Source organism: Nostoc sp. TCL240-02, assembly GCF_013343235.1.
Classification (GTDB): domain Bacteria; phylum Cyanobacteriota; class Cyanobacteriia; order Cyanobacteriales; family Nostocaceae; genus Nostoc.
Map to the genome: position 1 here is coordinate 363,424 of NZ_CP040094.1, position 26,358 is coordinate 389,781.

The window sequence follows — 26,358 nt, forward strand, 5'->3', positions numbered from 1 at the left end:
CAGTGCTTGTGTAATTGAGTAGACTATGAGCGATCGCCCTTTAAAATTATTGTTATTCGACCAAGACCCAATTTTTCGTTTGGGATTACGGGTAGCTTTGGAAGCAATTCCTAACCTGGAAGTAATAGGAGTAGTAGAAACTGATACCACTGCCTTGCAGATTCTAGCAGAAATTGCCCAAGAAGACCCTAAACAGGTGAATTTGGTGGTTTTGGAATTCGGTAATGGTCGCTCCATCACCAGCCAGCAGCTAGGTTTACAATTCTGTCGGCAACTCAAAGCCTTATATCCCAACCTGCCAATTCTGCTTCTTAGTTCTGTGCAAGAACAAGGACTGCTATTAGCGGCCAAATCTATTGGTGTAAACGGCTACTGCCCCAAGGGTACACCACTTCCTGAGTTAGTCGCTGCTATGCAAGAAGTTGCAGATGGTGGTGAATATTGGTTCCGAAACACGGAAGCAATCACAACTCCTCACTCCTCACCCCCTAGTAGAGATGCGATTAATCGCGTCTCTCCCAACTCCCCACTCCTTTTTTATAGACAGCGAAATAATTTACGTTTGTCAGGAATTGCTTACATTGACGTTACTCTAGCCGTAGTCACAGCACAATTACAAGTTCCTGGATTAGCAGTATTAGATCGGGCAGTTTTAGCTGGACAGAGGCGAGAACTGCTAGCGGCTCGTTGGCTGCTAAATCGGTTGTTAGTTTCATCACAAGAAAGGCAAGAGGAAGATATTCCGGTTGCTGATGAGCCACCTCTTACCCCTTCATTGAGTAGTGCCATTCAGCCACGGCAAACTGTTTTACCTTTACTTAGTCTAGGAACACTACAATTTAACTTGTTTGCATCTTGCGTTACCAAACTTCAATTTCCTTTACGAAATGTCACAGATGTCCCTTTAGAAATTGACATCTTTCGTGAAGATAAAAAGCGAGAATTGCTTTATCTTATCCTGCAAAAATTGACTGAACAGTTGGATGAACTGCGTGTCTCTCAACTCGATGTGAATCAATTATATGAGGTAAAAAATATCTTATTGTGCGATTTATGGGAAGTAGCAATTACAAATTTTTTTGGGAAATTTTCTCGCATAAAAATAGGGAATCGAAATATAGAAATTGTTAATTTATTGCTGCAAAATTTAGAAGCTGTGCAAAGAGATATTCTCAACAAGATTCCGCTAGCTTTTGAGTTATATTCTTATTTAATCTTTCAAACAGAATTGAGAATTGATAATACGTCATATCCTGTATTAGGCACTGAAGCGAAGTCCCAAGCATTAATGATTTTAGAGAACTTGTTGATTCAGGTAGCGAATGGAGTAGTTCAACCACTGTTAAATTCGTTAGCAGATGTGGAAATAATGAAGCAAAATTTATATTGCAGGGAATTTATTTCCACCAGAGAAATTGAACGTTTTAGAAATGATTTATCGTGGAAGTATCGTTTAATTAATTATATAGAGGAGCCAAAAGCAGTTTTTGAAAGTCGCTACGATCTATTTGTTATTGCCCCTCGTGGTATTGCCAAAACTTCAGTTTATGCACCTCGGAATCAGGAATTAGCAAAACTTTCTAATATTCCTTTAATAGTGACTTTACTTTTAGAATTTAGTGATGCGATCGCACCGCGTTTAAAATCACTATTATCTTTTTTAGGTAGCGGTATAGTCTTCATCCTTACCCAAATAATTGGTCGTGGTTTAGGTTTAATCGGTCGTGGTATTCTTCAAGGTATTGGTAGCGTTTCGTTACTAGAAAAGAATCTGAGACGAAATAGCGATCGCACTAAGTGAAAAAGGAAGAGGGGCAGGGAGCAGGGGGAGCAAGGAAGAAGAACTATTGATTCTTGAGCCATGACAAATGACCAATGACTTTATAGGGCTAGCAATTTCTTATATTTACGCGATTAGTCTGCTTGTGATTGGCGAGGGACTGCGTAGGCTGTTTGATGTCAAGCCGGATTTGACCCGCAAAGTAATCCATATTGGTGCAGGTATGTGGGTTTTCGGTGTCCTGCTGCTGTTTCACGACTGGGAAATCGGAATTATACCTTTTGCCACCTTTATAGGACTTAACTACCTGTTCTACCGCTACCGATTCATCGGGGCAATGGATACTCAGGATAGCTCACCTGGTACAGTTTATTTCGCTATCTCAGTGACATTGCTTTTCGGACTACTGTGGCGACCAGACGGGCCAGTAGATAGCGTTGCGATCGCTGTTGCTGGGATAATGGCGATGACCTGGGGTGATGCACTAGCAGCATTAATCGGTAGACGCTTCGGGCAGCATAAATACCAAGTAGGAAATTCAGTGCGTTCCTGGGAAGGTTCGGCAGCAATGTTTGTGGCGAGTACAGTAGTAATTTTCTTGGTGCTGTTGCTGCTACCTGGTTCATCACTGAGTCCTCTAGCAACGCCTCTAAGTTTAGGGTTGGCATTGTTGACGACGGTGGTAGCTGCTACTTTCGCCACCTTAGCAGAGGCAGTCTCACCCCACGGCACAGATAACCTAAGTGTGCCTTTAGTCACGGCTGGCGTAGTGTGGGTAATAAAACAAAATCTTCACCTGTTCTCTTAGAATTTTCAAAATTCCGTGTTCAAAGGTGCAACTTCCAAGTTCAAAGGTGCAACTTCCGTGTTCAGAAGCTCAACTTCCGTGTTCAAAGGCTCAACTTCCGAGTTCAAAGGCTCAACTTCCGAGTTCAGAGCGATAGGACTCATATTTGATTTTTGAACAAAACTCAGTACACCTTTATTCCTTCTTCCCAGTCCCCAGTCCCCAGTCCCCAGTCCCCAGTCCCTAGTCCCTAGTCCCTAGTCCCTGACCTCTCGAGTGATTCAGAAATCAATTAGATTGCTACAGTAATAAATACAAAACTCACCTTGACAGCACCACTTTGCACTTATAAATTCCAATTGCGGCAGAAATGGAAGAAACCTTCTAAAAACTCTTGCCAAGCAATATCGCTATTTAACCTCTGCTTACTCCACTCTCTTGCAGCTTGTTCCAAAATTTCTGAGAAACTGGGATAGACAGGAGATAAATTTGCTAAATCTTTGACTTTAATTTTTTGGGACATTGCTAAGGCAATCAAATTAATCAATTCTCCAGCTGCTGCCCCTAATATCGAAGCTCCCAAAATTTCGCCATTGCGTAGCACAATTAATTTACACATACCAGTGGTTTCGTCCCGAAATTGGGCTGCTGCCACTGTTTTAAAATATTGACGCAAAACTAAAACTTCATCTCGACTAAATAGACATTTTGCCTGTGCCTCTGTCAAACCCACTTGCGCCACCATCGGCACAGAAAACATTGCCCAAGGAATGGAGCGATAATTTACTCGTAATCTGGGGAAAAAGAGTGCATTGTTTAGGGCAATTTTTGCTTCATAATTAGCAATATTGGCAAAATCGTAACCACCAATTACATCACCACAAGCGTAAATGCAGTGGTTAGTAGTTTGTAGTTTATCATTCACTACTAAACTACGCCGATGCCATTTCACGCCTACCGTTGCCAAATTTAGGGATTCAATATTTGGCTGTTGTCCAGTCCCCACTAAAATTTCATCAGTTTCAATGGCTTTATCTCCTGCTTGAATCCACTTTTTATCGTCAATTAGCCTCACCTGAGTTACTGGTTTATCAGTGAGGACGCGCACACCTTCGACTTCCAACTGTGCCTGAAGTAATATGGCTATTTCATGGTCAATATGGGAGAGAACATAAGGATGCTTGACTACTAGCGTCACACTGCAACCAAATCGGGCTAAAGTTTGAGCGATTTCAATGCTTTGGGGAGTCCCACCGATAATTACCCAATTTTTGGGTAATGTTTCTCCCTGTAAAGATTGCCAAATATTAGAAAGGGTTAGATAGCCAGTGCCTTGCAACCCCTCAATCTCTGGAATTTCTGGACGCGAACCACTGGCTAGCAAATAAGTACGGGCGTGTAGTAGACGATTGTTAACGCCAAAAGCCAGTTGGGGCGAAGATTGAAATTGACCACTGCCAACAATGACATCTACCCCCAGCGCGGCTAGGACGGCGGGAGAATGCTGTTCTTTGAGATTTGAAGCGACGCATTGAGCATACAGCATCGCTTCTTGCCATGCCATAGATATGTGGCATTCTTCTGTAATATCAGTGTTTGTAGCATGAATACCAAAACTAGCGGCATCATTCAACTTTTGCGCCAGTTTACCGATTTCGGTAAGAGCATGGTGATGAGTAAACCCATAGTCTACTTTAGGTTCCACCAAGGCAACCGTAGCACGTAGTTGGGTTGCAGCAAGAGCAGCATAGTATCCAGCAAGACTGCCGCCAATAATTACAACATCGTAGTCAATAGTCATTTGTCATTGGGCATCCCATCGGCTTCGCTCAGGGCAAGTGGGCATTGGGCATTGGGAAAAGGCAGAGGGGCAGGGAGCAAGGAGAAGAGGGGAAAAGAGAGGTAATATTTAATTTTTTATTCTCTCCCTTTCCCCCTGCCCCCTGCCCCCTGCTCCCTTGCTTCTTCCTACTCCCCACTCAACACTGAGTTTAGCGCTGTTAGTAAGCGTTGGTTATCGAACTCTTCACGTATAGCAACCCGGAAAAAGCGATCGCCTAATTCTTTAAAACTAAGGCAATCACGGATTAAAATCTGGTGATACTTGAGTAATTGGTGCTGTAACTCCGAAGTAGACTCTTGAGACTCAACTAGTAAAAAGTTAGCAGCACTTACTTGGGGTTGCAATCCCGGTATTTCAGCCAAACCCTGAAAGAGTTGGTTGCGTGCAGGTGGTAGCCATGCCCAAGTTTGCTGCTGAAACTCTGTATCCTGGAGGGCTGCAATTGCCGCTGCCGCCGCTAGAGTGTTTACGGGCCAGGGGTCACGCCATAGCTGCCATTTAGCTAGGCAGTCGGGGTGTGCGATCGCATATCCTAATCGCAATCCTGGGAGACTGTAAAATTTGGTTAGCGATCGCAATATTACTAAATTCGCATATTCCTGTACCACCGGAATCAGGCTTTGTTCCTCATTAGGCGGTACAAAATCCATAAATGCTTCATCCACCACAACCAAAGCAAATTGCTCCAGGTAGGCCAAAATAGAGTCCCGTGAAAATAGCTTTCCGGTTGGGTTGTGGGGATTATTCAACAATAGTCCTTTGTCATTTGTTCTTTGTCCTTTGTCAATGAATAATGACCAATGACCAGTGACAACACGTGCTTCACTTGGGGAGACCCCAAGACCGCAGTGGCTCACCAATGACAAAGGACACTCCAGCACATTAGCGTTATACGCTGCCAAGGTTCGGTAATAGTCACCAAAGGCTGGAGTGATTAAAGTTGTCGCGGCTAATTGAGCCAATTCCCTACCTATTAAAGTGAGTAATTCTGCGGAGCCGTTACCCGGCAGAATCCACTCAGGAGGCAGTTGATGGAAGTGACTGAGAGCTAGTCTCAGTTCACTATAGTTTGGATCTGGATAGTGCTTAAGATTACCAAGTTGGGACAGTATAGCAGCGATCGCGCTGTTTGGAGGCCCCAACGGGCTGATGCTAGCAGAAAAATCCAGAATAGCATCAGGGGGACAGCCAGCCAGTGCTGCTGCCCAGGCTAAATTTCCCCCGTGTGCAGGTTGCCGCATTAAAAAAGGGTTCCCGAAGACAGAACCTATGCTTTTGGGGGTGCTACCTTTTCTCTAAACAGTTTTCCTGCGGAGAAAGCAGGAACTCTCGTTGCGGGAATTTCCATTTTCTCATTTGTTTTCGGGTTGCGACCTTCACGGGCTTTACGTTCGCGTGATTCAAATGAGCCAAATCCCACCAATGTCACCTTATCACCAGAGGAAACTGCTTCAATAATCGTTTCCAAAGCGGCAGTTAAGACTGCATCTGCTTGTTTCTTGGTAACACTAGCCTTTTCAGCTACGGCATCAACTAATTCACCTTTGTTCATGTCAAACTCCTGAAGGTTTACTTAAGATTCTTTACGGATGCGCCATGGTACATCTGTACTGAAATCTTTGTTAGCGGGAATACAAAAATCATCCTTTGGGAGTATTTTTACTCAAAACGGCTGTACATCCCATCGGCTCGACTTTTCAATGAATCATTCTAAAGCGTAGTAGCCTGATGTGGATAGATGAAACCATTAATTTATATAGATTTCAGGATTTTTTGTAGTTTTAGGGTACTTGTTTCACTAAAAACCACCTCAAAAGTAGGAAAAAATACTTAGTAAATACCACAATTGCCAACAAAACAGGGGAGTGGGGAGGTGGGAGATGGTGAGGATTTCTTGGGATTAATTACCGATGTTAAAGAGTTATTGCTGAGATTAAGCAATTTTTATGGAAATCAAAGGCTCAGGTTCCTGATTTATCTAAAAAGTCGGGTATTTTGCTTGCTTTTTATATCATCTGAAAAATCCAACACGAAATTTAACCCTCTAGCGAGCTTTTTTAGTAGGGAAGGGGGAAAAATTAAAGCGTAGCCACATCTTTCTTAACATTTGTTAGCGATTGCCCCGACAACTTCTTCTGGTACCTCCGTTACGCGTAGCTTGCTTCGACCGAAGAGTGCGACGAACACAGGCACTTAACAAAACCTTTAGGGACTTCCAGTAAAAAAACATCCCTAGCGTCTCCATGTACTTTGAGATTTGGGATTATTTATTTTTTGCAAAATCCTACATGTGAACAAGAAGATCCCCGACTTCTTAAAGGATACTGCTGGCGAATTAGGGGTTTAACCTAGTATGGGTTAGACCCCCGATAACTGAAGAGAATAAAGAGTCAGAAAATACTCACAAAGTTGTATTTTCTGAATTCTTGATATGACACTACATCCAAAAAACCACTGGCAGATACCAGAGCAAACAGCACAGATAGCGCGTGCGTCATTCCCGAAGGGTAACGAGTTCATGAAAATGTGCGATGAACTGGGAACTTTATATACTGACACAGACTTTGCGACCTTATTTCCAGCCAGAAGTGGACAATCAGCAATCTCACCAGCCAAATTAGCGCTAATAACAGTCATGCAGTTTGCTCTGGGACTAACAGACAGACAAGCAGCAGATGCAGTGCGTGCCAGAATTGATTGGAAGTATGCACTTGGGCTAGATTTAACCGATAGTGGATTTGACTCAACGGTACTAGGGGAATTTCGTCATCGATTATGTGAGTACGAATTATCAAATCAACTATTAGATGTGATGTTATTACGTTTTACAGAAAAAAACTGATAAAACATCGAGGTAAGCAACGTACAGATTCAACTCAGGTATTAGCAGCAATCCGTCAAGTCAACCGTTTGGAATTAGTAGGAGAAGCCTTAAGAGCAGCACTCAATGAAATAGCTTACGAAGCGCCACAATGGTTAAAAAGGATTGTCAGCGAAGACTGGTTTGACAATTATAGTTGGCGATTTGATAATTACCGTTTACCCAAAGATAAAAGTGAGCGCGAAAACAACGTCGCCGCGAACAAGTCTCAAGAGAATTTCAACAAAAATATCAACGTCGAGCCGGGATTGAGGGTACTATTTCTTAAGCTGTGTGTAAATTTAATTTACGACAAGCGCGATATTGTGGCTTAGTAAAAACCCATTTACAACATGTTGCTACTGCTTGTGCAATCAATCTAAGTCGCTTTTTTACATGGTCAAAGCAGGTAAATAAAGCTCAAACTCGTACTACCTTATTCGCGCGATTACGTGTTTGTTAGTCTTGATTAAGTAGCTCAATTTAATCACAACAAATGTCCTGATACAGTTAGGTTGTAATTTGGTCGCACATTTTTGTGACTAAAAAAGTGCAGTTCACACCGCACTTTCAAGAAATTACCACCAAAAATATCTTGTGATTCTAAAACTGGTTAGCTTGAGGGGTCAAACCCACCATTCGCCAGCAGTATCCTTTAAGAAGTCGGGGATCTGAGCCTTTGGCAGAGATGACTCACCTGTATATCATCTTTATTGCCTACCGGGAAGCTTCAACCCTCGACGCTCAAGGATTTGCCGAACTTCTGGGCTGGGATTGTAGTTATAACCATAGGAGGAATTTTCAGAGTCATCCATAATTTGAGGTGTGAGTAATACAATCACCTCATTGCGCTGGTTGGATCTATTTGTACTTCTAAACAGCGCACCAATAAGGGGAAGATCGCCTAAGATGGGAATCTTGGAGATATTTGTCCGGTCTTGGTCTTGAATAATCCCTGAGAGAATTAGTGTCTGACCATCTCGTAAGCGAATTAAGCCAGAAGTAAGGGAACGCTCAGAGACTAAAACAATTTGTCCATTTCCCGTATTTTGTGAGCCTGTGGGAGCGCTGACTGTAGGAGCAACCGATAGAGAAACGAACCCATTATCGTCAATCCGGTCAATTTTCACACTTAAGGTTAAGCCAACTTTTTGTTTTTCAATTGTTCTTTCTGTCCTAGAACCACCAGAAGTATCGGTTGTTTGGAGAGTTATATTTCCCACTACTTCCTGAGTCAGGTTGACAAGAGCCTGCTGACCTTCTTGAACAATTAAAGTTGGGTCAGTCAAAATCTTGGCATTGCCATTTGTAACTTGAGCTTGCAAACTACTGAGAAGACGTTTGGGAAATTGGTATAGAGAAGGCAAAGCTGTAGTAGCCGTACCAAGAGTACCTTGTGCGGTACTTGATGTACCATCGGCGTTTCTTGTAATAATGTTATCGGTCGCTGGAGTAATATTAGTGAAACCTGGTTGTAAGGCGTTTGTGTTACTAGGCGAAATAGGTTGATAGAAAGAACCACTTCCTGGGTTTGCGACTCTAGTAATATTACCATTTGCGTCTACTACTACCGTACCTGGGGTAGTTCCTGGAATAGATACACTACTGTTAGGATCAAGAAAAGGCGTTCCTGTAATTGGATTGGTAATAGTAGGTGTACTAGTCACACTGTTGGCTACTTCAGAACTAGTAGCTGGTCTGGAACCACCGAAATTAAGAGACGCTGCACCACCATCACTGCTGAAGTAGTTGTTGCCAATCCCAAAAGAAAAGCTCGTGTTGTAGTCCTGAGTGTTATTAAGATTAACATCGATAATCTTGACGTTAACTACCACTTGACGACGGCGGATATCAAGCTGAGTTAGTTGAGCCATTGCCATCTGAACTAGCTTGGGAGGCCCAATCAAGGTTAAAGAATTAGTGCGTTCATCTCCTAATGCCTGTAAACCTCTCAGTAATGGGTTAGAGTCTTTGAAATCAACACGTTGAGTTTCAACCTTGGTTTCTGTAGTTGTCTGAGCTTGTGTGATGGGAGCAGCTGCATTCCCAACAGCTACAGCACTAACACTGGTAACTTGTCGTTCTCTACTGATGGCACTTTCTGCCCCCAAGCCAACCAAAAAGTTGATGGCGACTCCCACCGTGACCTGATTGAGTCGCAAGTTACGCATAACCATGTCACGAGTCGAATTAGGTAGTTTAGGCCCCACAAAAACTGTGCGATTACTGCGGTTAGCTTCTAAACCACTCAAGCGCAAGACGTAGTTAAACACATCTTGTACTGGTTCGTTTTCTATATCTAAAGAGATGGTTTGAGAAACTGCTGGTGTATTAGCAGTAGCAGCACCAGCAGCTTGCTCGCCTCCGATATAAGCCAGGTTTAAATTAGCAGCACGAGCAAGCAGTGACAAAACCTCACGCACTGGCGCATCTCGCAATACTAAGCGGGGTACACGTTCCTGAGTTCCTAAGTCAATGGTGCTAGGAGAAGCATCGGTAGCGGAAACAGCAATATCTCCTACTGGTGGGGCAACGGCTCTGGGTAAAAAAGGTGGAGCCTGGCTTAGAGGTTGGCCTGGCCCAGCAGCTTGTGCAGGTTGTCCGTCAATGGTGACTTGTGGGTTGGGAACGAGAACGCCTGAATTTTGACCAGGTTGGGCTGGAGTTGTAGCAGGCGGTGCTGTGGGTGTTGGCGCTGTTGGCGTTGGTGCTGATGCTATAGTGCCTGTCGATGGACTAAAGCTGAGTGTAATTCCATTTTGCGATCGCACCACGGGTTGACTGCTAGGTACGTTGCTGCTGCCTGTTACCGTTACCCGAATGCTGTTGGCATCAAGCTGGCTAACCTCGACAGATGCAATTCCTGGTGCTGGGCTATCTTGACGAAAACTATTACCTTGTGGTAATCGTAATTGAGTATTGATAATATCTGCAACTAAAGCCTTACCTCTTTTTGTCGTGAAAACTTGGGGGCGCGACCCTGAAGAAGTTTTCAAAGCAACGTTAATTCCACCGTTAACTGGATTTAACTGGACATTAGTAACTTGACTAATTTGTGCCCAAACTGGTTGAGCTGCCAAAAATACAAAAGCGGCAGTACCTAATATAAAACTATTACCGTGAAGCTGTTTCACAGTTCATTCCTCACCTAATAAAACCTTGTTTACAAACAATTTTGAGTAGTTCGTTAAAAGTAAGAAGTTATGAGTGAATAGTTAGGAATGATAACTCCTAACTCACAATTCACAATTCATAACTACTAATTAAAAACTACTTTTTCGGGGCAGCTTTAGCTGCAGCAGCAGCTTTAGCTGCTATTTCTTCAGGACTAAGTGGCATCAATACTTGTAACTGGAATGACGTATTAATAGCTACTGGCCCAACCTGTATCGGTGTTTTGTCTAATGGGGATCTTGATTCTAATGGAGCCAAAGTTGCTTGATAATCTTTAATTATTAACAAAGGCTGTAATCGCTCAATGTTACGAATTATCGATTGTGTTTGCTCATAAGTTCCTGTAATTTCGGCATTGATAGTGCTGCGTTGCAGCTTGCCGTCAACCTGTAGTCCTAGAGATCCATCAGTAATCGGTTCTGGCTTTTGGGAAACTGGCACGAACTTCTTCAGTTTGGCTCTGACTGCATTAATAGAAGTTGGGGTATTTCCAGACTCAATCAAGCGGTTCAAATCTAACAGCAATGTATCTAAGGTTTTTTCGTTAGCAAATAAACCTAAAACCTGAACTTTTTGCTGTTTTGCCTGCGCTAGCTCTTCTTTAACTTTGCCAATCTGTTTGATACTGGCTTTTTTTTGCTCAATTTGCGCTTGCAGTTCAGAACTTTTGGCTTGCTGCTGCTGATAGCTTTCCCAAGCTGGCATTAGCAGGTTTAACAAAATATAACCTGCTCCCGCTAAACCAATTACACCTACCAAGATGCCAATGATTTTTGGCGTGAAGGCGATACCAAATAGTACGGGGGACGCTGGCGTTGCCTGATCGAATTCCCCACCTTGTTCAGCAAAATTTAAATCATCACTCAGCGTCATTTTGGAATGACTCCTGTTTGTTGCATACTACGAATTCGAGTCACTAATCCCACTGTGCCTTTTTTCTCCAATTCCCGAATTAATTCCGAAGCTGGAACGTCGCTCATACCAGATTGAATAGTGTATTTCACTACTTGTGGAGGCTTAATTGTTACACCACTAGGAGGTTGAGCTGCACCTGGTATTGAGGGAGCATCTACTAACGTTGCCGTTAGAATTCTGCTTTCTGTGGACTTCAAGAACCGAGACTGTTGTAAACTCAATAAGAAATCATTGACATCGTTAAAAGAACGAGCAAATCCAGTAATTTCTAATCCCCCCGAGGGATTACTTGGAGGCTGCCCTTCAGCCGCTGCAATTGGTGGAATTTGCCTGATGGTCTCGATTTGCACTGCTGTTGGGATGCGATCGCGCAAATCTTGCAGCATTGCTGACCAAGGTCGAATCTGGTCAAATACAGTGACTAAAGCTTGGGTTTCCCCTTTAACTGCACTCGTCTCGGCTTTGATTTTGTTCAGATTTCCTATTTCTGTATCTAATCTCTTGCTTTCCTGATCGAATTGTGATATCTGAGCATCTAATTCAACAATCTTCCCTTGCAACAACCACCAACTAACTCCCAATAAAGCTGGAAGACCTATACCTACTGCAACTCCCACATACACTGGTGTCAAATTACCCGTAGGGAAGTTTAGGGATATTCCTCCTTTTCTCTCAGGCTTTTGCTGGTATGCTGGGCGATCTTTAAGAAAATTAACATCCAAACTGTACATTTTCTCACACCAAGTAGAAACAAATATTTATGGTTTGAGAATTCTCAAACAGCGTAACTATCAAAACAGACAATCCAAAATCTAAAATCGGTATTACACCTCCCGCATACCTAGACCAAGTACAATCGCCAAGCCAGAGCGTTGTACCTGTGGATATTTCTCAGTGTCAACTTCTAACGACAAAGACCCGATTGGATCTATTTGGGTAGTTGGCAAGCTCAATCGTTGGGTAAAGAATTCATCTAGCTGTTGGAGTCCGCCTCCTGGCCCAGCTAATAAAATCTGCGCTACCTCCAAATTTTCACTTTGATTAAGGTAAAAATCGATCGAACGGCGCAATTCATCCGTTAGTTCTCCCAATACTCTTAATATGGCTGCCATACCAGGATCGATTTCGGTAACACCGGTTTTCCCACCATCTAGGGGAGTTGGGGGAATAATCATTCCGTGTAACAGTTCCATATCTCGTGATGTGGGTAAGCTCATTGCCCTTGCTAACGCAGTTTGGATTTGATAAGTACCTATGGGCACTGTGCGCGAAAATTGCGGGACTCCGTTAACGATGATGGCGATTTCTGTACTGTCGAACTCTATATCAACTAGGACTGCTGCTTCTTGCGGCCCAAATTGTCGCAGTTGCTCACGAATAGTCCGAATCAGGGCAAAACTGTTAATTTCTAAAACATCAATTTGTAGTCCTGCCTGTTCGAATGTATTTATATAGGTATCCGTTATTTCCTTGCGAGTGGCTACTAGAAGTACATGTACTTTTTCAATGCCATCCTCATCTACAAAGTAGTCAAGTTTCTGATAATCTACATCAGCTTCTTCACGGGGATAGGGTAAATACAAACCTGCTTCATGGTTTAGCACCATTTCTCGCAGTTCTTTGTCATCTAACTCCGTTGGTACAGGTATAATCCGAACGATGGAATCTCGCCCTGGTACACCAGTGGCAACACGAGTAGTTTTGATTTTGCTTTCAGCTAGCGCCTGCTGGATTAATTGCGCCATTGCTGCGGGGTCGGTGATTTGACCATCGGTAACTACGCCTTCTGGAACTGCTACCGATGAAAAGGTTTCTAGTTTCAAGCCTTGACGCTGTTTGCGTAGCTGAACTACATTTACTCTTTCGGGAGCAAGTTCAATGCCGACCCCTTTATTCGATTTGTTAAACAGACGAGTGAAGTTCTTTACCACAGTTGTGCCCGATGGACTGCTAAATTGAAAATTTAAATTTGTTGTGGATAGAAACGTAATATATTACGTCTCTACACGTAATTTATTTAACCTATAATCTCGACAATTCTGTCTAAGCTTTTCACACTGATCAAGCGTAAAAATACTGGGAAAATGATTCAATTGCGAAAATTTAAACAACTTCTTGCTTTGGTACTGCTTGGCTTATTAACCAGTTGGATTGTAAGTTGCAGCACAGGTAATGTTAGTACAAATACAAAACAAGCTAATTCAGGAGGGGCAACTATTGAGTTTTGGACAATGCAACTCCAACCTCAATTTACCGACTACTTCAAAAACCTAATTGCAAATTTTGAATCACAAAATCCAGGTATAAAGATTAACTGGGTTGATGTGCCTTGGGCAGCTATGGAGAACAAAATTTTAACAGCTGTCTCAGCAAAAACGCCACCTGATGTGGTTAACCTCAATCCGGGTTTCGCTTCCCAACTTGCGGGGCGAAATGCCTGGTTAGATTTAGATGCAAAAGTCTCAAACGATATACATTCCTCCTATCTACCGAATATCTGGAAAGCCAGTACGCTTAATGGCAAGAGTTTTGGGTTTCCCTGGTATCTCACCACAAGGTTAACCATTTATAACACTGATTTATTAAAACAGGCAGGTATCAATAAGGTACCCGCAACCTACGCAGAATTAGCACAAGCAGCACAACAAATTAAAGATAAGACTGGCAAATATGCCTTTTTTGTAACTTTCGTACCGCAAGATTCCGGTGAAGTGCTGGAATCTTTCGTACAAATGGGAGTCACCCTAATAGATGCTGATGAGAAAGCAGCGTTTAATTCAGCACAAGGTAAGGCAGCATTTCAATACTGGGTAGACTTGTATAAAAAAGGGCTACTGCCTAAAGAGGCTTTGACGCAAGGACATCGCCATGCGATCGATTTATATCAATCTGGAGAAACTGTGTTTCTAGCTTCTGGGCCAGAGTTTCTGAAAACGATCGCTAATAATGCCCCGAAAATCGCCCAAGCTTCAGCAATAGCACCTCAACTCACTGGTGACACAGGTAAGAAAAATGTCGCGGTAATGAACATAGTTATTCCTCGTGACACGAAACAACCAGATGGTGCTGTGAAGTTTGCTTTATTTGTCACCAATGACGAAAATCAGTTAGCCTTTGCGAAAGCTGCAAATGTCTTACCTTCTACAGTTAAGGCATTGTCTGATAGTTACTTTACAGATGTTCCAGCTAATGCTTCAACAATAGAAAAAGCGCGAGTTATGAGTGCTAAAGAACTAAAACAGGCAGAAATATTAACCCCTAATTTGAAGGATTTCAATAAACTGCAAAAAGCAATTTACGAGAATTTGCAAGCAGCAATGTTAGGCCAAAAGACTGTAGATAAAGCTGTAGAAGATGCGGCGCAGGAGTGGAATCAAAGATAAATTTGGGGATTGGGAATTGGGCATTGGCGAGTGGTGAATATTAAAAATTCCCTATCCCCTACTCCCTACTCCCTCTTTGTAAAAAATCGCCTACTAGATAAAGGGAACCACATAAAACGATTAAATTGTCTGTGGTGGTGGTTGAGATTGCGGCTTCTAGGGCTGTGAATAAATCTGGATGGATTTGGCGATCGCTTAATTTGGGACAGAGGCTATAAGCTAGGTTTGCTAAGGAGTCTAGATCGGCGGAAGTTCTATCCGGCCAGGATTCTACTGGTATTGGTACTAAAAAAAGGCGATCGCCGGGGCGCAGCAGGGCGGCAAAAATATCAGCATGATCCTTATCAGCAAACATTCCCATAACCCAAGTGACGGGTTTGGGGTTAACTGCATCTAAGCTATCAACATACTGACGAAGAACTTGGGCGGCAGCTGTATTATGAGCGCCATCAAGTAATATTTTATGGTTGTTCCAGGTAGTCCATTGCATCCGCCCTGGCCATTGAGTTTTTGCCATGCCCTTAATTATGGCTTCTTCAGAAATCTGCCAACCTTGTTGTTGAAGAATTTCTAAAGCTGCTATTGCCAAAGCTGAATTTGCTAATTGAATTTGTCCTGCTAATGGCAAAGGATATTTAAATTGAGAATTTTGAAGTGTTTGATATTCTGCCCATCCTGTAGCGATTTGACGGGTGGGTTGAGGCGTAAAAATCGGGCATTTTAATTCTAAAGCACGCGATCGCACAACTTCTTCAGCATCCGGTGGCAATTGCCCAACCACAACGGGACATCCAGCTTTGAGAATACCTGCTTTTTCTCTAGCAATATCCGCGACGGTGGGGCCAAGTTGCTGCCAATGTTCTCGACTGATGGAAGTGATGATCGTAACTAAGGGTTCCAAGCAGACATTTGTCGCATCTAAACGCCCTCCTAGTCCTACTTCTACCACAGCTACATCGACTTGCTGCTGGGCAAAATATAACCAAGCGGCCGCAGTAATTACTTCAAACTGAGTTGCAGCTTCGTCATCAGGGCGAATCACCCCTTGGACTTTTTCTAAGAATTGGCTCAATTCCTCAGAGGAAATTGACTGTTCGTTCAAACAAATACGTTCTGTCCAATCGACTAAATGCGGTGAAGTGTAGCGTCCTGTGCGATAACCAGCCTCAGTGAGTACGGAGGAAAGATAGGCACAGACTGAACCTTTGCCATTAGTGCCAGCAACGTGAATTACTGGAACTTGGTGATGAGGATTGCCGAGATTTGCCAATAAGTTGACAATGCGATCGAGTCCCAGATGGACACCAAAGCGTTGCAGGGGTTGTATTACAGAATCAATATCCAAGGGAGGGAGAGTGGGGAGTGTGGAATGACTGGGACAAGGGCATAAGGAGAATAAGCAACACCCCATGCCCAATGCCCCATGCCCAATTAATGAATTTAGGCTTCCCGATCCAAAAAGCCTTGAATTTGTCTTAAAGCCGCAGCACCAATATTAAACACTGCCCAGCTAGCAGCAATGATAACTGGTGCTAAAACGATCGCTATACGGTAATCGATATCCATATCTAGAACCCCTCTCTTAAGTAGAAATTAAAGTTTTGTCAACTGCTCTCATTTTTATTTTTAGCTGAAGTGGGTAACTTTTCCCAACATATATGTAAAGAATGTTTAAATTCTGGGAATTGGGCATTGGGAATTGGGCATGAAGAAGAGACAAGGTAGACAAGGAAGAGGGGGGAGACAAGGGAGAGACTTATTCAATAATTCCCCCTTGTCCCCAGTCCCCAGTCCCCAGTCCCCATTCCCCAATCCCTAAGCCTTGCTAAAGCCGAGATCGTTACCTTTACCAGCATGAACTAAAGCTAACTTTTGGTAACGTTTAGCGTGTTCAATTAATTCTGCGGCTTCAGCTTCTGTTAATTGTCGTAACACTTTGCCTGGAACACCTACAACTAGTGACAAAGGCGGTATATTTTTAGTTACGACTGCACCAGCACCAATAATGCTGCCAGCACCCACTCGTACCCCGTCTAAAATAACCGCGCCAATGCCAATCAAACTTCCACGCTCAATATAAGCGGAATGTACCACAGCGCGATGCCCTATGGTAACATGATCTTCTAAAATTGTCGGAAAACCAGGATCGCCATGTAGAATTGCACCATCTTGAATATTTGTGCATTCGCCAATTTCAATCCGTTCTACATCTGCTCTAACTACTGCTCCATACCAAATGCTCACCCCTGCTGCTATATTTACCGAACCCATAACAACAGCATTGGCTGCAATGAAGGCAGCTTGAGAAAAATCAGGAGATGTCCAGTAAGAAGCGGTAGACACGATAGAATATGAATAATGGTACCAAGGAACACTGGAGAAACTCCAACCTTTGAGGCTGGTTGCACGACCAGGATATCACAGCGTCAAGCCTCTACGCTGAGGAAAATACTAGTGAACAATGTTACTGCTGCAACTCTGTGTATGTACAGCAGTCAACAAGTAGACCAAAGTGGTAGAGCCGAAGTGTATAATCTAATACACTAGTGCTGGTGAAGACAAAATTATGTTTGTACGCACTTCATGATGAATCCAGGCTTTCAGTACCCGATGTTTGGGCCGGAAATACAGTGTCCCCATTGTCGCCAGACTATTCCGGCGCTGACATTAACAGATACCTATTTGTGTCCGCGTCATGGCGCTTTTGAAGCTAATCCTCAAAATGGAGAGTTAATTCATTTGCAATCCGGCCGTCATTGGCGGAGGTGGAATAATGAATGGTATAGGCAGCATACTCATCCCGATGGTATTCGGTTTGAAATTCACGAAGCATTAGATAAGCTCTATACCCAAGGTTATCGAGCCACAAAAGTGATTATTGCTCACCGCTATCAGGAATTGATGAGTGGCTATTTAGAACGCAGTACACCTTGGCGTTCTGGACAACCAGAAGTTACCGCTGCTCGACTATACGGCTTACCCGTAGAGTTTAGCCCTGATACCTCAGAAGATCCTTGTTGGGAAGTGATTAATTTTGACTTGGAAAAAGAGCCTGGTGTCCCTGTACGCTACCCTTATTTCAGGTTGTTTGAATAATGGTCATTAGTCATTAGTCATTTGTCATTAGTGAATAGCAAAAGACAAATGACTAAGGACTAACGACTAAGGATTAATATGCACCACGCTTCTATTCGGACTGCGAATATTCATCGAGCGATCGCTTTCTACGAACATTTAGGGTTTACAATTTCGGAACGCTTTACTACAGGCTACACGCTAGCTTGCTGGATGGAAGGATTGGGCGGCAGAATTGAACTGATCCAAATTCCCGAACCAAAGCCAGCCCCAGATGCTTTTGCTGACGAGCATTATGTGGGGTATTATCATCTCTCGTTCGATTTAACTGAGATTACACCAGATTTACCTAGATGGTTGACTAATTTGCGAGAACGTGTATTACTAGCTGCTGAGAGTCAAACCGAAGAATTACAACCGTTGAAGGTACTTTTAGAACCGACACAACAGCAAATAGGCGATCGCATTTACGAAGTGGCTTTCATCGCTGATACTGATGGTTTACCTCTGGAATTTATTCGAGTTTTAGCAAAATTGCCATAATTTAGCTTTTTTCTTGCTAATATATTCTTTTTCTGCATTGTTGCCGAGGTAACAGATTTTTTTACCTCTGTGACTCACCGAAATAACTATATAACCTAATTTACAGATATATTTGCTAAGTAAATGTATGGATTGTCTAGATTTTATAAATATTCCTTGCCGTTATTAATTTTAAGCTTATGGCTAGTAGCGGTTTTTTTGTTGAGCGATCAAACTGCTCATAGCCAAAATCCTGTCATATCTAATAAAGAAAAATACCAATCAACATTGCTAGTAAAAAGAATAATGCCCTCAACACTGACAGAAAATGTCCGTAAGACAGTGCTGGAAAATGGTTTAACTGTCCTAACAAAGGAAGTGCATACTGCGCCAGTGGTGACGGTGCAGGTGTGGTACAAGGTTGGCTCACGTAACGAAGAACCAGGCGTGAATGGCATTGCCCACCAGTTAGAACACCTCATGTTTAAAGGCACGAAAAATCGTCCGATTCAATTTGGCCGTTTGTTTAGTGCTTTAGGTAGTGATTCCAATGCTTTTACCAGCTATGACCAAACTGCATATTACGGTACTGTGGAACGAAACAAGCTAAAAGCGCTCTTAGTGCTGGAAGCAGACAGAATGCAAAATTCCCAGATTGAGCCAGAACAACTGGCGAGTGAAAAGCGAGTAGTAATTTCTGAATTGCAAGGTTACGAAAATAGTCCAGAATATCGCCTCAACCGCGCCGTCATGCAGGCAGTGTTTCCTAATCATGCTTATGGGTTGCCCGTAGGTGGTACTAAAGCTGATGTCGAGAAATTTGAAGTTGAGCAAGTAGAAAAATATTACCGTAATTTTTACAGCCCCGATAATGCTGTCTTAGTGATTGTTGGAGATTTTCAAACTGCAAATACCCTCGAAATAATTAAAGAGGTGTTTGGTAAATTACCAAGGAGGCAGGGGGCAGGAGGCAGGGGGGCAGGGAACAGGGGGCAGGGGGGCAGGGGAAGCAGGGGAGGCAGGGGAGGCAGGGAAAGCAGGGGGAGAAGAATTAATAACCAAAAGCCCAATTCGCAATTCCCAATTCGCAATTCCCAATTCGCAATTCCCAATTCGCAATTCCCAATTCCCCACTCCCATAGTATTGCGAGAACCGGGAGCAGGGCGACTGTTACAAGTTGTGTATCCGCTACCAGATGCGAATCAACCAGATGTGCCAGCGCTGGATGTGATGGATTACATCTTTACAGAAGGACGGAATTCTAGACTTTATCAAGCCTTGGTGGAATCAGGTTTAGCTAGTGAAGTTACAGCATCTGTTACCAGTTTGCGAGAAGCTGGCTGGTATGAGGTTTTGGTGACGGCTGGATCTAAAAAAGATTTGAAAAAAATTGACTCAGTGTTGAGTAGCGCGCTCGCAAATGCAGCAGAAAAAGGCGTGACAACTGAGGAAGTAGAACGAGCCAAAACCCAATTAACAGCAGATGTGATTTTGAGTAACCGTGATATCACCTCTCAAGCAATGCGATTGGGTAATGATGAGACAACTGTTGGTGATTATCACTATACAGAACGCTATTTGACTGCTGTTCGTCTGGTGAAGCCGACGGATGTTGTCGCTGTTATTAACAAATACCTCACAAAAGAAGCTCGGACAGTAGGCTTTTTTGAACCAACTCAAAAGCAGATTACAGGGGTTGGCGACAAACCAGACTCAGCCCAAACTACAGAAAATTTCTCTCCTGGCGTGCCTGTGCTTCCTTCTGAGGTGGTGAAATACTTACCACCCGTAGATTTGGCTACAGATGCGATTGCCCAAGTTTTACCACAGGAATTTAAACTTACCAACGGACTGCGGATATTACTGTTACCTGATAATAGTACTCCCACCGTAACTCTAAGTGGCTATATTCAAGCCGGGACAGAATTTGATCCAGATGATCGAGCAGGATTGGCTGCTTTTGTGGCAGATAATTTGCTAAATGGTACTAAGAGCAAAGATGTCTTAACTATTGCCAAAATATTGGCAGAACGAGGGGCGAGTCTAAACTTTGAAGTACATCGTGAAGGGGTACATATCGAGGGCGATAGTTTAGCGGGGGATTTGCCAGTAATTCTAGAAATATTGGCAGATGTTGTTAAAAATAGCACTTTTCCCGCACAAGAATTAGAATTGCATCGCCAACAAACTTTAACAGATTTGCAACTGGAATTAGATGAGCCATCAGAAGTGGCCAGAAGAATATTTGTGCAGTCAATTTACCCGAAAAAACATCCTTTACATACTTTTCCCACGGAGGAGAGTTTACAGCAGATTCAACGCCAGGATGTGATCGATTTCAAAGCTAAACATTATCGTCCAGATACGACAGTGTTGGCATTGGTGGGAGATTTTGATGTAGACAAAGTGCGATCGCTCATTCAAAATGAGTTTGGTAACTGGGAAGTTAGCGGCCAAGCACCCACATTAAAATATCCTCCGGTATCAATGCCGGAGAAAATAGTGAATGTCAACACAGTTTTACCAGGTAAAGCCCAAGCTGTGACATATATGGGTTACACAGGTATTAAGCGTTACGATCCTAGGTTTCACACAGCCTTAGTATTGAACCAGATTTTGGGAGGCGATACTTTATCTAGTAGACTGGGTGCAGAAGTACGCGATCGCCAAGGTTTGAGCTATGGAATTTATAGCTACTTCCAAGCCGGGAAGAATGCAGGCACATTTTTGATAGAAATGCAAACTAGTCCAGCAGATACTAGTCTAGCGATCGCTAGTACTCGCCAAATACTACAGCAAATCCATCGAGAAGGTGTCACCGCACTAGAAGTAGAAACAGCTAAACGCACCCTCATCAGCAACTACAACGTTTCCCTGGCAAACCCAGAAGAATTAACAGATAGAATTCTGATGAATGAAGTGTATGGACTAGATAAAGTAGAATTGCACACCTTTACTGACAAACTCCAGAAAGTTACCTTTGAGCAAGTTAATCAAACGGCTCGTGAATTACTCCACCCAGATCAAATCGTAGTTGTTACTGCTGGGCCATCTGTGTTAGCAGAGAAAAGCATTAGGTAGATATGGGCGCTGGGCATGGATAATAAAGAATAGGTACGGTTTTTCCCGCTACCTATAAATTGTTCCTGCTCATCAGCATTGCCTTTTGAGAACTACCAATGAAAATTTACAACCATTTATACCAAATTTTAATTACATCTCTGACTTTTCCAAATATTGCTTGGGTGCAAATATTACGGCAGAGCTACGTAATATTTGCGTTGCTCCTGAGCTTAAATTTCATCAGTGCGACTCCAGCAATGGCGGCAAATTTTTCTGTTGATTTGCTGAAGCAACCAGCTACAGAAATTACAATTAGCTTGGGTAATTCAGCTAACGAACTCAAATTTGAGCCAAATCATCTGGAATTCGAGGCTGGCAAACGCTATCAACTCCGGCTTACCAATCCCAGCCAACTGAAGCACTATTTTACTGCTAAAGACTTTGCCGATGGCATCTGGACACAAAAAGTCCAAGCAGGCAAAGTAGAAATTAAAGGAGCTATTCACGAACTGGAACTCAAGCCGGGTGCTGAGGCAGAATGGGTATTTGTGCCCTTAAAATCTGGAACTTATGGCTTACGTTGTTCAATACCAGGACATACGGAAGCAGGTATGACTGGAGAAATTGCCATTAGTAATTAAAAATTATTCGACTCAGTATTTAATAACCGTCTAGTGTTTCAATTAAAGATAATTGAGCTAAATCGTCTAGTGGAGAGCAAAAATAAGTTAGGGCGATTTTGTTTGAAGTCTAAAATATCAGGAGTAAGTGAATATGTTATTCTGTATACATTAGTGACTAAATTGCAAGAATCCCGATCGTGGATTGAAATAACTTAAATTATAGATATTATTTCTCAAGTAATCTAGAGAAAGCATTCATACTTCATCGGCAAAGCCACCAGTAATTATTAATTTCCCATGAACATTTTCAGTAACTTACTTTCTCAAACAACTCAGCCTGCAACATCAAAAAAAAAGGGACGAGGAATTGAAATTAAATCGTCGCGTGAAATTGAAATCATGCGACAATCATCGGCAATTGTGGCAACTGTGTTAAAAGAAATTTCCGAGCTAGTAAAGCCAGGAATGACAACGGCTGATTTAGATGCTCACGCGGAAAAACGCATCCGCGAAATGGGTGCAACACCGAGTTTTAAAGGATATCACGGTTTTCCTGGTTCTATCTGCTCCAGCATTAATAATGAAGCAGTGCATGGCATTCCTAGCCCTAAAAAAGTGATTCGTGTGGGGGATGTATTAAAAGTAGATACTGGCGCTTATTACCAAGGCTTTCATGGTGATTCTTGCATTTCAATTGCTGTCGGTGAAGTGACAGAAGAAGCTGCTAAATTAATTCGCGTAGCAGAAGAAGCTTTATTTAAGGGCATTGAACAAATAAAGGCTGGTGTATACCTGCTTGACTTAGCTGGAGCAATTGAAGACCATGTGAAAGCGAACGGCTTTAGTATAGTCGAAGAATTCACTGGACACGGTGTTGGTCGTAATTTGCACGAAGAACCTTCAGTATTCAACTACCGTACCCGCGAGATGCCAAATGTGAAACTCCGTGCGGGGATGACGCTGGCAATTGAGCCAATTTTAAATGCGGGTTCTAGACATACCCGGACATTATCTGACCGTTGGACAGCAGTCACTGTGGATAATTCTTTGTCAGCTCAGTTTGAGCATACAGTGTTAGTTACAGACACGGGTTATGAGATTTTGACTGACCGTTCTAAGGTGTAATTGTTAGTTTTAATTATCTGTTGTTAAGAGAGGTAAAGCAATTCTATAATCTTTAAATGATAAAAGCACAAGGGAGATAAGGAAAAATTTTCTACCTTATCTCCTCAATGCTTAAAATTTTTAAAGGGGTTGTCTAATTCCTACTTACCTATTCAATATTAGTAATTGGACATTTACCTGTAAGCATATCTTTGAGGATTACTAAATATTCACTAAATGAAATATATACTGTTTCGTCTGGTAGAGCATTTATTTGAGGAAATGGTCGAGTATAAATATTAGATAGAGAGTGATGTAATGAATGTTCTAGGCAATGATTATGGGTGATAAACAGAAAGAACCTTTCTAAAATACCAGAAGGTTTTAAGTTTCTGGTTTTTAAATTACGCTCTTTTAAATTACCTTCTATAATAAGATTTCCATGTTCTATGAGTTCACAATGGTGAACTATAAAAGATCCCATCCAACAGATAATAAGATAAGAAATTATAATTTGACTTGTAGTTACTCCTAATAGTACGTGCGAAGTGTAACCAATCCCACCCCAAATAAAAATCCGCATCCAAATAGAAATTATTAGTTTCTTAAAGTAATACTGCTGTTTAAGTTTTTGGTTCTTCAATATTTGGAAGTCTGCCACAATAAAAACAAACATTTTCCCTAAACATATTTCCGAAAAGTTATAAATAATTCGCAATAATTTATTCTTAATCTCTCCTAAAGGATGAAACTCCATATCGTTGTAAGTATTCACTTGAGTATGATGAGAAGGATGTACTATCTCAAATGTTTGCGGATCGATAAAAATCATCCAAGACAATATTAAATAAAAAAACTCATTGTCGATGCGGGGTAAATATTCATGCCAACATTCATGCACAAACTGTGCTAGTAAACAGAGAATATAAACTCCTGGGAAAATTATAAAAAAGATTGAAAAAATATTTATTGAAGCATAAACATAAGGCAAGAAAAATAGATATATCACCCAAGCTAGTGAAGCAGTAAAAACTTTTACGGTTTCTTTATTGATTAATTGAATATTAGCAATAACTGCCATATTTATTTCCTCGCAATAACAAGTTTAAGAAGAACTAACACTTTTTCAACTTTCATTGTTCATTAAATATTAACCATAAACTCGAAAAATATGCTATTTAAATTCAACAATAGCTCACAATTATTAGACATAATACTTAATACTTTAGCTAGAAAATATAAGTTTTAATTTTTACACTATCTAAATTTTTATAGACATAATACTTAGTGAATATTAAACCTGTATTATAAAATAGTGAATTATCTTTGACAACTCTGCATACCTAATCTGCCAATAATTTTCGGATAAGTACCATCAGTCTTGAAACATAGGGCTAAAATCCATGAAACTTCATGAGTAAAAATCACTACAAAACCTTAAACGGAAGGTATTGGGAAGGCGAAGTGTCTATTCGTTTACTTTACGTCTTTCGGCTTTTAAAAACGCTAGTATTTTACGCAAAGCTGTACTAATGAATATAGACCAATACGGTTCATTTAGTGCCAAAAATCTTAAACTGTGTAGGTTGGGTTAAGGAACGAAACCTAACATTTTTGCTGGTTTGTTGGGTTTCACTTCGTTCAAACTAACCTACGATCATCCTTAACTGAACCGTGTTGGAATATAGACGGGAAGTTTAATTTTTTAGTTTTGCATTATTTTACTGATATTCGCATAGTTAATTTTATAAATAGGAAGCGTTTCTTTAGCCTGTATAGAGACAGATGTACTCTCTGGAATTGCTTCTAATAAATTGATTGCTTGCTCCCATTTATTTTTTGCTTGCTGCTGAATTAGTAGTAAATGATGCGAATTTTGTACCAATAAATTAGCTTCTATTGCTAGCTTTTGGGCTGATTCTAAGTTTGCTACAGCTTTCTTTTCAATTAAAACTCTTTGAGTGATAGATTTATAGTTAATCTGATAGTACGCTAATTTCTTCTTTGCCTTGTCATAAACTGATGTTTCATCAGGAATGCTATCTAACAACATTATTGCCTGATGCCATTTAGTTTTTGCTTGTTGCCAGACTTTTAGAGGATGCGGTGGTTTTTGAACTAGAGAAGCAGCCTCCATACCGAATTTTTGAGCAGATTTAAACTTAGCACTTGCACTTTCTTCTTGAGTTGAACTTAGATTCATCTGCTGCCATTGGAGACTTTGTTCTTTAATTTTCCAGCTACCAAAACCCAAGACTAATAAACTTGAGACTACAATCAAAACCGAACGTAGTATCTTGGGTGTCGAAAACTTTGGTAATATTTGTATATGCTGGCTAATAGTTAGTTTATTATGATTTTCTTGTTCTATCTTTTTTAGGGCTTGTTCTGCCTGTTCTCTTAAAGTTTCACCCTGAATAATTAAAATAGCAATTTGTTCTTGGAGATGATCGCAATCATTAAGAATATCGGTCAATTCTTGAAATTTACTGTCACTCGATATAATTAACTCGTGGTCATCATCTAACCATTCTAAGGCAAAGCCAGATTTCCCACAAAAAGCAGATACTCCTAATAAAATGTTTAATAAGCTACGACTGTTTTTAATAGTATTAAAAATATAATTTAAATTCTGCTTTAGTTGTAATAATTCATCTTGATAATTATTGATTTTTTGAATTTGATTCTCTAAAACATGAAAATTTTCAAAGACTAAAATAATTTTTAAGTTTTCAGAAACTACCTGCAATTGTGCAAATAAGCTGAGATGATTAATATTAGAATTTAGTTGATTGACTAAACTATCATCACTGAGAATATCAGCAGCTATTGCTTGCAAAAAATAACCCCATTCTATCCAGTCATCGATTTTGGATTGTAAATCAGTCAATGAGATTTTAGTTTTTGAGTGTCCAAATTTTTCGGCGATCGCTGGATCTACTAATCCAACGCTAGGTAGAAACAAACTAGCTACAGTACCTATTTGAGGAAGTGTAGCGATCGCAGAATTTTTGACGTTCTCCAATCTCAATTCCTGAGCAATTAATTTTTTAATATTTCGTAGTTGTTCTTGAGCATTATTGATTGAGATAATTTGTTCCATGATTTTATTAGAATCGCCAATAGTCAGTTTTAGATTCTGAACTAGTGTTGGCAATTCGCTAACAAGTATTTCTAGGTTAGCCATAAATACCTCTTAGGGATTTGTCGAAAGTTTATGCGAAACAA

Annotated in this window: 20 protein-coding genes and 2 pseudogenes; 9 read left to right on the forward strand and 13 right to left on the reverse strand. The window is 41.4% G+C overall.

Features of this window, described 5'->3' with window-relative positions:
- Positions 1 to 25 precede the first annotated feature (25 nt).
- Together FBB35_RS01680 and FBB35_RS01685 are read left to right on the forward strand one after the other, a co-directional pair.
- A complete protein-coding gene (locus tag FBB35_RS01680) occupies positions 26 to 1,801 on the forward strand; it encodes a DUF3685 domain-containing protein (RefSeq protein WP_174708211.1) in 1,776 nt (591 codons plus the stop codon).
- Positions 1,802 to 1,868: 67 nt separating this feature from the next.
- Positions 1,869 to 2,588, forward strand: coding sequence for a diacylglycerol/polyprenol kinase family protein (locus FBB35_RS01685; RefSeq protein WP_174708212.1), 720 nt, complete (start codon positions 1,869 to 1,871; stop codon positions 2,586 to 2,588).
- A gap of 5 nt (positions 2,589 to 2,593) precedes the next feature.
- Here the strand turns inward: FBB35_RS01685 and FBB35_RS01690 are convergent, their stop codons facing one another.
- The 4 genes from FBB35_RS01690 to FBB35_RS01705 form a co-directional block, all read right to left on the reverse strand.
- Positions 2,594 to 2,731, reverse strand: a complete 138-nt coding sequence (locus tag FBB35_RS01690) for a hypothetical protein (protein WP_174708213.1) — start codon at positions 2,729 to 2,731, stop codon at positions 2,594 to 2,596.
- 182 nt (positions 2,732 to 2,913) lie between these two features.
- Positions 2,914 to 4,368: an NAD(P)/FAD-dependent oxidoreductase gene (locus tag FBB35_RS01695; protein WP_174708214.1), complete on the reverse strand. Its 1,455-nt coding sequence runs from the start codon at positions 4,366 to 4,368 to the stop codon at positions 2,914 to 2,916.
- 167 nt (positions 4,369 to 4,535) lie between these two features.
- Entirely contained in the window at positions 4,536 to 5,651 is a 1,116-nt protein-coding gene (cobD, locus tag FBB35_RS01700; protein WP_174708215.1) for a threonine-phosphate decarboxylase CobD, read from the reverse strand.
- 26 nt (positions 5,652 to 5,677) lie between these two features.
- The gene (locus FBB35_RS01705; protein ID WP_010998076.1) at positions 5,678 to 5,962 is read right to left on the reverse strand and encodes an HU family DNA-binding protein; all 285 of its coding nucleotides are present in this window, start codon (positions 5,960 to 5,962) and stop codon (positions 5,678 to 5,680) included.
- An 879-nt stretch (positions 5,963 to 6,841) separates the two neighbouring features.
- Here FBB35_RS01705 and FBB35_RS34145 point away from each other — a divergent pair.
- A pseudogene (locus FBB35_RS34145) lies at positions 6,842 to 7,476 on the forward strand (transposase); the annotation flags it as partial.
- Between the two features lie 504 nt (positions 7,477 to 7,980).
- Here FBB35_RS34145 and FBB35_RS01720 read toward each other — a convergent pair.
- From FBB35_RS01720 to pilM, 4 genes are all read right to left on the reverse strand, one after another.
- Positions 7,981 to 10,404, reverse strand: coding sequence for a type IV pilus secretin family protein (locus tag FBB35_RS01720; RefSeq protein ID WP_174708218.1), 2,424 nt, complete (start codon positions 10,402 to 10,404; stop codon positions 7,981 to 7,983).
- Positions 10,405 to 10,540: 136 nt separating this feature from the next.
- Entirely contained in the window at positions 10,541 to 11,317 is a 777-nt protein-coding gene (locus tag FBB35_RS01725; protein WP_174708219.1) for a pilus assembly protein PilO, read from the reverse strand.
- The gene (locus FBB35_RS01730) at positions 11,314 to 12,090 is read right to left on the reverse strand and encodes a PilN domain-containing protein (RefSeq protein ID WP_174708220.1); all 777 of its coding nucleotides are present in this window, start codon (positions 12,088 to 12,090) and stop codon (positions 11,314 to 11,316) included. The genes FBB35_RS01725 and FBB35_RS01730 overlap by 4 nt, the downstream gene beginning before the upstream one ends.
- 93 nt (positions 12,091 to 12,183) lie before the next feature.
- On the reverse strand, positions 12,184 to 13,290 hold the full coding sequence (gene pilM / locus FBB35_RS01735; RefSeq protein ID WP_174708221.1) for a type IV pilus assembly protein PilM: 1,107 nt from the start codon (positions 13,288 to 13,290) through the stop codon (positions 12,184 to 12,186).
- A 153-nt stretch (positions 13,291 to 13,443) separates the two neighbouring features.
- On the opposite strand from pilM, the gene FBB35_RS01740 reads away from it, so the two are divergent.
- Positions 13,444 to 14,742 carry a sugar ABC transporter substrate-binding protein gene (locus FBB35_RS01740; RefSeq protein WP_174708222.1) on the forward strand — a complete coding sequence of 433 codons (1,299 nt, stop codon included), beginning with the start codon at positions 13,444 to 13,446 and terminating at the stop codon, positions 14,740 to 14,742.
- 58 nt (positions 14,743 to 14,800) lie between these two features.
- On the opposite strand, the gene FBB35_RS01745 is transcribed toward FBB35_RS01740, so the two are convergent.
- From FBB35_RS01745 to FBB35_RS01755, 3 genes are all read right to left on the reverse strand, one after another.
- A complete protein-coding gene (locus FBB35_RS01745) occupies positions 14,801 to 16,087 on the reverse strand; it encodes a folylpolyglutamate synthase/dihydrofolate synthase family protein (protein ID WP_174708223.1) in 1,287 nt (428 codons plus the stop codon).
- Positions 16,088 to 16,182: 95 nt separating this feature from the next.
- Positions 16,183 to 16,308, reverse strand: coding sequence for a photosystem II protein Y (locus FBB35_RS01750; RefSeq protein WP_174708224.1), 126 nt, complete (start codon positions 16,306 to 16,308; stop codon positions 16,183 to 16,185).
- 249 nt (positions 16,309 to 16,557) lie between these two features.
- Positions 16,558 to 17,085, reverse strand: a complete 528-nt coding sequence (locus tag FBB35_RS01755; RefSeq protein ID WP_174708225.1) for a gamma carbonic anhydrase family protein — start codon at positions 17,083 to 17,085, stop codon at positions 16,558 to 16,560.
- 240 nt (positions 17,086 to 17,325) lie between these two features.
- On the opposite strand from FBB35_RS01755, the gene FBB35_RS01760 reads away from it, so the two are divergent.
- From FBB35_RS01760 to map, 5 genes and pseudogenes are all read left to right on the forward strand, one after another.
- A complete protein-coding gene (locus FBB35_RS01760) occupies positions 17,326 to 17,838 on the forward strand; it encodes a TIGR02652 family protein (protein WP_163939442.1) in 513 nt (170 codons plus the stop codon).
- 78 nt (positions 17,839 to 17,916) lie between these two features.
- The gene (locus tag FBB35_RS01765; protein ID WP_174708226.1) at positions 17,917 to 18,360 is read left to right on the forward strand and encodes a VOC family protein; all 444 of its coding nucleotides are present in this window, start codon (positions 17,917 to 17,919) and stop codon (positions 18,358 to 18,360) included.
- A 123-nt stretch (positions 18,361 to 18,483) separates the two neighbouring features.
- Positions 18,484 to 21,421 (forward strand): annotated as a pseudogene (locus tag FBB35_RS01770) (M16 family metallopeptidase).
- Between the two features lie 98 nt (positions 21,422 to 21,519).
- Positions 21,520 to 22,044 (forward strand): cupredoxin domain-containing protein, encoded by a 525-nt coding sequence (locus FBB35_RS01775; protein ID WP_254625786.1) that lies wholly within the window; start codon positions 21,520 to 21,522, stop codon positions 22,042 to 22,044.
- Between the two features lie 279 nt (positions 22,045 to 22,323).
- Positions 22,324 to 23,151: a type I methionyl aminopeptidase gene (gene map, locus FBB35_RS01780; RefSeq protein ID WP_174708227.1), complete on the forward strand. Its 828-nt coding sequence runs from the start codon at positions 22,324 to 22,326 to the stop codon at positions 23,149 to 23,151.
- A gap of 148 nt (positions 23,152 to 23,299) precedes the next feature.
- Here map and FBB35_RS01785 read toward each other — a convergent pair whose 3' ends face one another.
- Together FBB35_RS01785 and FBB35_RS01790 are read right to left on the reverse strand one after the other, a co-directional pair.
- On the reverse strand, positions 23,300 to 24,211 hold the full coding sequence (locus tag FBB35_RS01785) for a fatty acid desaturase (RefSeq protein ID WP_174708228.1): 912 nt from the start codon (positions 24,209 to 24,211) through the stop codon (positions 23,300 to 23,302).
- Positions 24,212 to 24,835: 624 nt separating this feature from the next.
- On the reverse strand, positions 24,836 to 26,317 hold the full coding sequence (locus FBB35_RS01790) for a hypothetical protein (protein ID WP_174708229.1): 1,482 nt from the start codon (positions 26,315 to 26,317) through the stop codon (positions 24,836 to 24,838).
- Positions 26,318 to 26,358: the final 41 nt, after the last annotated feature.

Bases quoted from the DNA above. Each gene is read 5' to 3' on its own strand.
- FBB35_RS01775 (WP_254625786.1), top strand. From the start codon at position 21,520: ATGAAAATTTACAACCATTTATACCAAATTTTAATTACATCTCTGACT.
- map (WP_174708227.1), top strand. From the start codon at position 22,324: ATGAACATTTTCAGTAACTTACTTTCTCAAACAACTCAGCCTGCAACA.
- FBB35_RS01740 (WP_174708222.1), top strand. From the start codon at position 13,444: ATGATTCAATTGCGAAAATTTAAACAACTTCTTGCTTTGGTACTGCTT.
- FBB35_RS01695 (WP_174708214.1), bottom strand. From the start codon at position 4,368: ATGACTATTGACTACGATGTTGTAATTATTGGCGGCAGTCTTGCTGGA.
- FBB35_RS01730 (WP_174708220.1), bottom strand. From the start codon at position 12,090: ATGTACAGTTTGGATGTTAATTTTCTTAAAGATCGCCCAGCATACCAG.
- FBB35_RS01685 (WP_174708212.1), top strand. From the start codon at position 1,869: ATGACCAATGACTTTATAGGGCTAGCAATTTCTTATATTTACGCGATT.
- FBB35_RS01785 (WP_174708228.1), bottom strand. From the start codon at position 24,211: ATGGCAGTTATTGCTAATATTCAATTAATCAATAAAGAAACCGTAAAA.
- FBB35_RS01760 (WP_163939442.1), top strand. From the start codon at position 17,326: ATGATGAATCCAGGCTTTCAGTACCCGATGTTTGGGCCGGAAATACAG.
- cobD (WP_174708215.1), bottom strand. From the start codon at position 5,651: ATGCGGCAACCTGCACACGGGGGAAATTTAGCCTGGGCAGCAGCACTG.
- FBB35_RS01725 (WP_174708219.1), bottom strand. From the start codon at position 11,317: ATGACGCTGAGTGATGATTTAAATTTTGCTGAACAAGGTGGGGAATTC.
- FBB35_RS01790 (WP_174708229.1), bottom strand. From the start codon at position 26,317: ATGGCTAACCTAGAAATACTTGTTAGCGAATTGCCAACACTAGTTCAG.
- FBB35_RS01765 (WP_174708226.1), top strand. From the start codon at position 17,917: ATGCACCACGCTTCTATTCGGACTGCGAATATTCATCGAGCGATCGCT.
- FBB35_RS01690 (WP_174708213.1), bottom strand. From the start codon at position 2,731: ATGAGTCCTATCGCTCTGAACTCGGAAGTTGAGCCTTTGAACTCGGAA.
- FBB35_RS01705 (WP_010998076.1), bottom strand. From the start codon at position 5,962: ATGAACAAAGGTGAATTAGTTGATGCCGTAGCTGAAAAGGCTAGTGTT.
- FBB35_RS01680 (WP_174708211.1), top strand. From the start codon at position 26: ATGAGCGATCGCCCTTTAAAATTATTGTTATTCGACCAAGACCCAATT.
- FBB35_RS01750 (WP_174708224.1), bottom strand. From the start codon at position 16,308: ATGGATATCGATTACCGTATAGCGATCGTTTTAGCACCAGTTATCATT.